Raw genomic sequence first — 6,123 nt, 5'->3', positions numbered from 1 at the left:
CTGCCTTGGCTGCTGGATAGCGCCGTAGGCTTCGACGTGACGGTCGAGGAAGAAACAGAGGCTGTCGCCGGCCTGGCGCTGCAAGGGCCGACCTCGTTCGCCGTATTGCGCGATGCCGGTTTCGCCGGCATCGAAAGACTGAGGGTTTTTGATCTAGCCGAGTTCCCGCATGACCACGGCACCATCACCATCTCGCGAACCGGTTTCACCGGCGATCTCGGCTACGAACTGTTCGTGCCGGCCGACAAGGCTCTCAGCCTCTGGGACCGGCTGATACTGGCCGGCGAATTGCGCGGCATCCGCGCCATCGGCTACACTGCACTCAATCGCGCCCGGCTCGAAGCTGGGCTGATCGTCGCCAACGCGGATTTCACGACGTCGGGGCATGCCATCCGTGCCGACCGTTTGCGCATGCCGGACGAAATCGGTCTCGGCTTCATGATCGACCTGGAAAAGGGCCATTTCAATGGCCGCCGCGCCATTGTCGACGCGCGGGCGAAGAAGCGTATTCGCCATGTGCTGATCGGGCTTGAGATCGAGGGCAACATTCCCGCAGAACACGCCATTGTCTACTACAGGAAAAGCCAGGAGGTCGGGCTGGTCAGCGCCGCCATGTGGTCGCCGATGGCCAAGCGCAACATCGCCATCGCCTCGCTGGCGCGGCCGTTTGGCGACGCGGTCGTCGACGACCTCTGGGTCGAGATCTACGCCATGCGCGAGTTGCAATACCAGAAGCTGATGAAGCGGGCCAGGGTGGTGCAGCGACCGTTCATCAAGCTCGACCGGCGCACCGCCAATCCGCCGGCGGATTTCTGACCATGACGGGTGAGGCAGACAAGCACGACGTCGATGCAGAAGCCAGCGAGCAGTGGGAACTGGTCAACACGCCGCTCGGCGAAAAATGGTCGGGCCGCACGCGCTATGCCGCGGCCATGTTCTTCTACAAGCGCGGCGAGATGAGCGCCGAGACGCTCGAAGTCTACCGCATCTGCGCGCGGCTGGATGCGACGGATCCGCTGCCGATCATCCGCGACCGCGGCATCGGCCAGAACTGGCTGAAGCGCATAGGCTTCGAGTAGTGCCCTACCCGATCGTTTTCTCCAGCATGCTGATCCAGTTGCGATAGGCGATCTTCTCGATCAGCGCGCGACCGAAGCCGCGCGCGGCGAGCGCATCGATGAGCTTCGGCAGGCCGGTGACATCGCCGATCACAGCCGGGATCATGGCGCCATCGAAATCGGACCCGAGGCCGACGCCGTCTTCGCCCAGTGCCTGCAGCAGCGAATCGACATGGCGCGCCATGATGTCGAGACTGGTGTCGGCATTCATCCTGCCGTCTTCGCGCAGGAACCCGGTGGCGAAATTCAGCCCGACCATACCGCCTGAGTCGCGGATCGCGCCGAGCTGCCAATCGGTGAGGTTGCGGGAATGGCCGCAGATCGCATGGACATTGGAATGGGTCGCGACCAGCGCTGCGTCGCTAATCTCGACGACGTCGCGAAACCCCTTTTCGTTGAGGTGCGAAAGATCGATCATGATCTTGAGCTGGTTGCAGGCCTTGACCAGCGCCTTGCCGGCATCGGTCAGGCCTGGTCCGGTGTCGGGTGTCGACGGAAAGCGGAACGGCACGCCGTGGCCGAAGGCGTTCGGGCGGCTCCAGACGATGCCGAGCGAGCGCAAGCCGGCGGCATGCAGCACATCTAGTATGGTCAGTTCGGGGTCGATCGCCTCGACGCCTTCGATGTGGAACACCGCCGCGATCGATCCTTGCGCCATCGCGTCGCGCACGTCGCCGGCGCTGCGGCAAACGGTGAGCGCCGAAGCCCGTTCCAGCCGGAACAGGATCGAGGCCATGGCGATGGTGGAATCGAGCGCGTCGGCACGGGAGAGTTCGGGCGGCAACGGCTCGTTGTCGCTGGGTGCCGGCGGCACTGCGCTGCGCCTGGATTTCTCAGCCGGCGGCGGGAAGATCGCGAACATGCCGCCGGCAAAGCCGCCCTTCTTCGCGCGCGGCAGGTCGATGTGGCCGCCCTGCGTCCCTTCGATGAACAGCTTTTCGACATCGGTGTCTTTCGACTGATAGAGCCGGAGCAGCGTGTCGTTGTGGCCGTCGAAGACGGGGACGAGATCGGATTCGGTCATTAGGGAGCCATTCGGTTCAGTGGGTGGGCCGCAGACGCAGCCAGTCTGCAGGCGATACGCCTAATTAGGCAAGATGTACGAACTGCGCAAATGCCAGAGACGTTATCCCGTCGTGGCCGCCCGCCCTCAACCCTCATCGCGCGTCGAGGCCTGAATCAGCGCTATTGTTTCAGCACGTCGGCCCATTCCTTGTGACGATGGAACTGGGCGTTGGCGAACGGGCAAAGCGGGATGATCTTCTTGCCCGCCGCGCGCGCGTCTTCGACGGCGCGGGTGACGAGGCGAAGCCCGGCACCCTGGCCGCGAAATGCATCCGGCACCTCGGTGTGGTCGATGATGATCTGGTGCTCGCCGATCTTGGTGAAGGTCATCTCCGCCTCGGCGCCGTCCGGCCCGCGCAGGAGATAACGGCCCTTGGAACCGCGATCCTCCAGTTCGATCTCCGGCAATTGGTCAGGCATTGCTTAGGCTCCTTCTATCGGCGTAGCGGACAGGAACCGCCGTGCCGCCTCGATCTCATTCGACTGCACCTCATGGCCGCCGTCATGCCACTCCACTGTGACATCGGCGCCATCGGCGCGCAAATAGGTCTCCAGCCGCGACGTCAGGTAGGGCGGGCAGATCGGATCGCGCCTGCCTGCCGTCACCAGGATGCGACGGCCGGCAAGGCTGCCCTGCACCTGCGGCTCGAACGGGATCAGCGGATGCATCAGCACCGCCGCATCGAAAAGCGTCGGCGCCGCGAACACCACCGAGGCCAGAATGTTGGCGCCGTTGGAATAGCCGAGACCAAGCACCGATGAGGGCCTTGCCGCCTCGACATGCGCCTTGATGAAACCCGCCATCTTGTCCGTCGCCCGCGTCAGGTCGTCCATGTCGTAGACGCCCTCGCCGGTGCGGCGGAAGAAGCGCGCCGCACCATGTTCCGAAACATCGCCGCGCGGCGAGACGATGGTCGCCTGCGGCGCGAGATCGCGCCCGAGCGACAGAAGCTGGCTCTCGTCGGCCCCGGTGCCATGAAAGACGAAAAGCAGCGGACTACCCGGCGAACCGGGCAGCGCCTTGTGGATGTAAGCGTCCTTGCTCATGGCCTTGTCCTCAGTCTTCCAGCTTATGCAGATGCTGTTCGAGATAGGGCCGCAAATGCTGGTGCTGCGACGGCAGCTTCAGCGTCTCGCCGAGGTGAGCCGTGTCCTCGTCGCGGTCGAAGCCGGGCTCGTTGGTCGAGACCTCGAACAGCACGCCGCCGGGCGTGCGGAAATAGATCGCCCAGAAATAGTCACGGTCGATCACCGGCGTCACCTGGTAACCGGTGTCCACCAACGCCTTGCGCACTTCGAGCTGCTTGGCGCGGTTTTCGACGGCGAAGGCGACGTGGTGGACGGATCCAGCGCCGAGATCGGCAACAGCAGCGCCCGGCAGCGATTCGATATCGACGATATTAGCACCATTGCCGTTCTTCACCGTCAGCCGTTTTACATTGCCTGCCTTGTCGACTTCCTCATAGCCCATGAATTTCAGCAGCTCTTCTGTGGCGCCGCCGTCCTTCAGTCTGAGCGACACCGAGTGAAACCCGCGGATCGCCTCGTCGGAGGGAATGCCAGCTTTCGTCCACGGCGCACGATCGTCGGCCCTGTTCTCGACCAGCGCAAACCCGTCACCATCGGGACCGGCGAAGGCAAGCCGCTTCTCGCCGAATCTCTCTTCGCGCGAGAGGCCGGTGACGCCCTCATCGGCAAAACGGTTCTCCCAATAGGCGAGCGTGCCTTCGGGCACCGAATAGACCGTGGTGCCGACCTCGCCAACGCCGTGGCGGCCCTTGCCGATGTTGGGGAACGGAAAATAGGTCATCACCGAACCGGGCGTGCCGACCTCGTCGGCATAGTAGAGATGATAGACATCCAGCGCGTCGAAATTGACGGTTTTCTTGACCCGGCGCAGGCCGAGCTTTTTTGTGAAGAATTCATTGTTCTGGCGTGCATCCCTGGCCATCGAGGTGACGTGATGCAGGCCCTTGATCTGGTCGAGCATTTTCCTGCTCCTTCCCTTGTCCCGTGCGGCCCATGCCGCGGTCCATGCCAATATGAGGACCCGCCAGCCGGCGGCAAAGGCCGCAAACGCAGAATAGACTGTGCTGTAAAAGTGAACAATACGGCACTTTCTGTTCACCGTCAGAAAACCCGTCAGGCTTGCGTCATCGCCAAAATTCGGCTCCATGAGCGGCACGCTTCACTGAAGGATACATGATTGGGAAGGATACAGCAGTTGGCCGAAAAAGGCGGACGCCAGAACATTCTCCTGATCACCTGCGACCAGTGGCGCGGCGACTGCCTGTCGGCTGTCGGTCATCCGGTGGTGCGGACGCCGAATGTCGATGCACTCGCCGCCGAGGGTTTACTGTTCAGAAAACATTATGGCGGGGCGGCGCCCTGCTCGCCGGCGCGCGCTTGCCTCTACACCGGCCTCTACCAGATGAACAACCGCGTCTGCCGCAACGGCACGCCCCTCGACGCCCGCCACGGCAACATCGCGCTCTCGGCGCGCAGTCTCGGCTATGATCCGACGCTGTTCGGCTACACCGACGTGTCGCCCGACCCGCGCGGCCTGGCGCCAGGCGACCCGCGGCTGAAAAGCTACGAAGGCGTGCTGCCCGGCTTCACCGTGCGCCAACTCCTGCCGGAGCATCAGAAACCGTGGCTGTCCTGGCTCAAGGCGCGCGGCGTCGATAGCGGCGCCGGCTTTCCCGATATCCATCGGCCAGCGAACGAGATTGCAGGCAGGATCGAAAGCGCGGTGACCAGCGCGCCGCCCGTCTATTCGAAGGACGAGACCCCAGCCGCTTTCGTGACCGGCGAATTCGTCCGCTGGCTTGGCGAACAGGAGCGCGACACACCGTGGTTTGCGCATCTTTCCTTCCTCAGCCCACATCCACCCTTCATCGTGCCGGAGCCTTACAACCGGATGTATGATCCGGCCGACGGCACAACCTTCAGCCGCGCCGCGAGCTGGCAGGCCGAGGCGGAGAGCCACCCCTACCTTGCCTATGATCTTGACCAGCAGCAGCGGGCAAAATTCCGCCCCGGCGCCGAGGGCAGGGTGCGCGACTGGGGCGACGATAATTTTCGCCGCATCCGCGCGCTTTATTACGGCATGATCTCGGAGGTCGACGCGCAGCTTGGCCGGATCTGGCAGGCGGTCAAGACGGCGGGTGCATGGGATGACACCATCATCGTGCTGACCTCGGACCACGCCGAGATGATGGGCGACCATTTCATGCTGGGCAAGGGCGGCTTCTTCGACGGCAGTTTTCATATTCCGCTGATCATCCGCGACCCGCGTCGCCGCACTGCGGCCGGCGCCAGCGTCGACCGCTTCACTGAGGCGGTGGACATAGTGCCGACATTGCTCGATCTGCTTGGCGAGGAAACGCCGCCGCATCTCGACGGACAATCGCTGAAGCCGTTCCTGGATGCCGGGGAGCCGGACAACTGGCGCGAGGCCGCGCATTGGGAGTTCGATTTCCGCTCGGTAGCCGACGGTGATGCCGAGCGCCACTTCGGCATCGGTCCGCGCCAGTGCAATCTGGCCGTCATCCGCACGGAAAAATTCAAATATGTACATTTCGGCGGCGGCCTGCCGCCGCTGCTGTTCGACCTGGAGAAGGATCGAGAAGAACTATCCAATGTCGCTGCCGACCCGGCCTATCTACCGGTCCGGCTGGAGCTTGCCGAAAGGCTGCTTGCCTGGCGGGCGGAACATCTCGATCAGTCACTGGCGCTTGCCGAACTGACCGAGGGTGGCGTTGCCGGCCACGTCGCAGGCCTGCCACCTTTCCGTTCGTGAAAAAGGCCCGCGCCGTTGCCGGCACGGGCTTTTTTCGTCGTTGGAGCGAACTACCGCATCATCATGCGCTGCTCGTCGCGCTTCTCGGTATAGGTGCCCTTGTCGTAGGCGACCTGTGCTTCGAGCTGCTCCTTGGTG

Annotated in this window: 7 protein-coding genes; 3 read left to right on the top strand and 4 right to left on the bottom strand. The window is 63.5% G+C overall.

The features are described 5' to 3' along the window. On the top strand, nt 1–816 hold an 816-nt coding region (locus E5W87_RS18110), incomplete at its 5' end, for a glycine cleavage T C-terminal barrel domain-containing protein (protein WP_292400241.1). Between the two features lie 2 nt (nt 817–818). Further along, the gene (locus E5W87_RS18105; RefSeq protein ID WP_292400238.1) at nt 819–1,079 is read left to right on the top strand and encodes a hypothetical protein; all 261 of its coding nucleotides are present in this window, start codon (nt 819–821) and stop codon (nt 1,077–1,079) included. Nucleotides 1,080–1,083: 4 nt separating this feature from the next. Here E5W87_RS18105 and E5W87_RS18100 read toward each other — a convergent pair whose 3' ends face one another. From E5W87_RS18100 to E5W87_RS18085, 4 genes are all read right to left on the bottom strand, one after another. Beyond that, nucleotides 1,084–2,142 (bottom strand): dipeptidase, encoded by a 1,059-nt coding sequence (locus E5W87_RS18100; protein ID WP_292400235.1) that lies wholly within the window; start codon nt 2,140–2,142, stop codon nt 1,084–1,086. Between the two features lie 161 nt (nt 2,143–2,303). Then, a complete protein-coding gene (locus E5W87_RS18095; protein WP_292400232.1) occupies nt 2,304–2,603 on the bottom strand; it encodes a GNAT family N-acetyltransferase in 300 nt (99 codons plus the stop codon). A 3-nt stretch (nt 2,604–2,606) separates the two neighbouring features. Next, entirely contained in the window at nt 2,607–3,230 is a 624-nt protein-coding gene (locus E5W87_RS18090) for an alpha/beta hydrolase (RefSeq protein ID WP_292400229.1), read from the bottom strand. 10 nt (nt 3,231–3,240) lie between these two features. Continuing rightward, entirely contained in the window at nt 3,241–4,173 is a 933-nt protein-coding gene (locus E5W87_RS18085; RefSeq protein ID WP_292400226.1) for a VOC family protein, read from the bottom strand. 234 nt (nt 4,174–4,407) lie between these two features. Between E5W87_RS18085 and E5W87_RS18080 the strand changes: the two genes are divergently transcribed. Continuing rightward, the gene (locus tag E5W87_RS18080; RefSeq protein ID WP_292400223.1) at nt 4,408–5,985 is read left to right on the top strand and encodes an alkaline phosphatase family protein; all 1,578 of its coding nucleotides are present in this window, start codon (nt 4,408–4,410) and stop codon (nt 5,983–5,985) included. Nucleotides 5,986–6,123 lie beyond the last annotated feature (138 nt).

This window comes from Mesorhizobium sp. (assembly GCF_004962925.1).
In the GTDB taxonomy this organism is placed as follows: domain Bacteria; phylum Pseudomonadota; class Alphaproteobacteria; order Rhizobiales; family Rhizobiaceae; genus Mesorhizobium.
This window is presented reverse-complemented; position numbering and strand designations above follow the sequence as displayed.

What these genes read in the sequence shown, in the direction of transcription:
- E5W87_RS18090 (WP_292400229.1), bottom strand. Translation starts at nt 3,230, where the DNA reads ATGAGCAAGGACGCTTACATCCACAAGGCGCTGCCCGGTTCGCCGGGT.
- E5W87_RS18105 (WP_292400238.1), top strand. Translation starts at nt 819, where the DNA reads ATGACGGGTGAGGCAGACAAGCACGACGTCGATGCAGAAGCCAGCGAG.
- E5W87_RS18085 (WP_292400226.1), bottom strand. Translation starts at nt 4,173, where the DNA reads ATGCTCGACCAGATCAAGGGCCTGCATCACGTCACCTCGATGGCCAGG.
- E5W87_RS18100 (WP_292400235.1), bottom strand. Translation starts at nt 2,142, where the DNA reads ATGACCGAATCCGATCTCGTCCCCGTCTTCGACGGCCACAACGACACG.
- E5W87_RS18095 (WP_292400232.1), bottom strand. Translation starts at nt 2,603, where the DNA reads ATGCCTGACCAATTGCCGGAGATCGAACTGGAGGATCGCGGTTCCAAG.